Genomic DNA, 2536 nt, shown 5'->3' on the forward strand with positions numbered 1-2536 from the left:
CATTGGGCAAACCATGGAAGTTGACTTCGCTGGTAAGACATTTGAGCTGACCGACAGACTGACTGGAGAGATAATACCTATTGTTGTTTTCGTCTCCATCCTTCCATACTCACAGTATATTTATGCGGAAGGAATGGTATCAACAAAAGAACCACAGTGGATCCAGGTCAATAATAATGCACTGGCATATTTCGGTGGAGTAACGCCACTTACAATCTGTGATAATTGCAAGCAGGCTGTGATCACCAACATCGACTGGATACAACCGGAATTAAATAAGGATTATGCAGAATGGGCGGATCATAATCATACCGCTATTCTACCGGCTAAAGTTCGGAAACCCAAATTTAAAAGTTCTGTTGAAAATGCAGTCGGTATTCTCGAAAAAGGATTTTTTCATGACATGGAAGAGCATCCCTACTTCAGCATCGAACAGTTTAATGCTGAATTGTGGGAAAATATCACTAAGTTAAACCATGAACCATTTAAGAACAAGGAGCATAATCGATGCTACTACTGGGAAGAAGAAAAGACTGAGTTAATGCCCCTCCCTCCAGTACCTTACGAGTACATGGAGAGGAAAGAGGCAAAGGTATCAAGCGACTTCCACGTACGCTTTGACAATGCTTATTATAGCGTAGATAAAGCATTTAAGCATCAAAAAGTATCGATAAGAGCAACTTCTTCTAAAGTGAGAATCTTTTCAAAGAACGGTGAGTTTATTTGCGAACACCAGCGGGCTGTACATAAAGGACAATGGTGTACCAATCCGGAACACCTGCCAAAAGACTACAATGGGTACCGTGAATGGAATGCCGAATACTTCATTCGTAAGGCAATGACCATTGGGCCACATACGGTAGACGTAATAAAACTTGTCCTTGCATGCCGTAAACTGGAGATTCAGACCTATCGTATGTGCCTTGGCATACTAAACTACTCTCAAAAATACGGAAAGGAAGCCCTGGAAGAATGCTGTCGGCAGGCATTATCAGTAAACAAAGTAACTTATACTTACATAAAGAATTCTATACCTGCTATTGCAGAAGAATTCACATCGCCGGAAACAAAAGTAAAAATCAACGAAGAGCGTAACAAAGGTGCATATGTCATGGATGCAAGTGCCATGGACATCAATAAACTTCTTTCCAAAAGCCAGAATCTGGCACATACCGTTGGAAAGGAGGAAAAGTGATTATGCTCACAGGCGAAAAAATGGTAAACAACCTTGTTGATGAACTGAATGAAATCGGAATGCCAAGCATGGCAGCCACATTGGACAAAATATATCATTCTGAACGCTTTCTATCGTTGGATCATTTGACATTGATGTCGGAACTGATTGGGTCAGAATACGAGGATAAAATAAGCAAGCGCATTAACAACCGACTTCGTCATGCAAAACTGATTGGATGCCCTCAAACACTTGAAGAATGCCAAAATTCAAGAACCAGAGAGTATCTGCCGGTTGGAATTATCGAAGTATTATCTTCCATTGCGTTTGTCCGGGATGGACTCAATGTATGCATTCTGGGACCGTCAGACAGTGGTAAAACACATCTTGCTAAGGCGTTGGGCATATCTGCCTGTAATGATTACAAGGTGGAATATCACCACTGTGAGTCTTATCTTGAAGGCATGGTTTCACTGAAAGAAACGGATTACAAAAAATATGATAGAAAGATGACGTTACTCTCGAAACTTGATCTGTTGATATTGGATGATTTTCTTCTCCACACCATTATGGATGAGCGAGAAATAAAAGTTTTGTTTGCTATTTGTAAACGCTATTATAATAGTTGACCACTTTTAACCGATTCGCTAGCGAATTAGTTTACCACCTTGAAATATATCTTGTAAGATTTAAGAGTACTAAAAATTCTTACAAGGAGCATGGCAGCCACATTGGACAAAATATATCATTCTGAACGCTTTCTATCGTTGGATCATTTGACATTGATGTCGGAACTGATTGGGTCAGAATACGAGGATAAAATAAGCAAGCGCATTAACAACCGACTTCGTCATGCAAAACTGATTGGATGCCCTCAAACACTTGAAGAATGCCAAAATTCAAGAACCAGAGAGTATCTGCCGGTTGGAATTATCGAAGTATTATCTTCCATTGCGTTTGTCCGGGATGGACTCAATGTATGCATTCTGGGACCGTCAGACAGTGGTAAAACACATCTTGCTAAGGCGTTGGGCATATCTGCCTGTAATGATTACAAGGTGGAATATCACCACTGTGAGTCTTATCTTGAAGGCATGGTTTCACTGAAAGAAACGGATTACAAAAAATATGATAGAAAGATGACGTTACTCTCGAAACTTGATCTGTTGATATTGGATGATTTTCTTCTCCACACCATTATGGATGAGCGAGAAATAAAAGTTTTGTTTGCTATTTGTAAACGCTATTATAATAGTTGACCACTTTTAACCGATTCGCTAGCGAATTAGTTTACCACCTTGAAATATATCTTGTAAGATTTAAGAGTACTAAAAATTCTTACAAGGAGATGAAAGGTGTGGT

The 2536-nt window shown here is 39.7% G+C and carries 3 protein-coding genes; all 3 read left to right on the top strand.

Annotation, left to right across the window (positions count from 1 at the left end):
* On the top strand, nucleotides 1-1195 hold a 1195-nt coding region (locus PHO71_RS26110), incomplete at its 5' end, for a hypothetical protein (RefSeq protein WP_300209109.1).
* A 2-nt stretch (nucleotides 1196-1197) separates the two neighbouring features.
* On the top strand, nucleotides 1198-1803 hold the full coding sequence (locus PHO71_RS26115) for an ATP-binding protein (protein WP_300209110.1): 606 nt from the start codon (nucleotides 1198-1200) through the stop codon (nucleotides 1801-1803).
* Between the two features lie 90 nt (nucleotides 1804-1893).
* Nucleotides 1894-2433, top strand: a complete 540-nt coding sequence (locus PHO71_RS26120; RefSeq protein ID WP_300209111.1) for an ATP-binding protein — start codon at nucleotides 1894-1896, stop codon at nucleotides 2431-2433.
* The last annotated feature ends 103 nt before the right edge of the window (nucleotides 2434-2536 follow it).

Source organism: Bacteroides sp. (assembly GCF_028690125.1).
Taxonomy (GTDB): Bacteria; Bacteroidota; Bacteroidia; order Bacteroidales; family Bacteroidaceae; genus Bacteroides.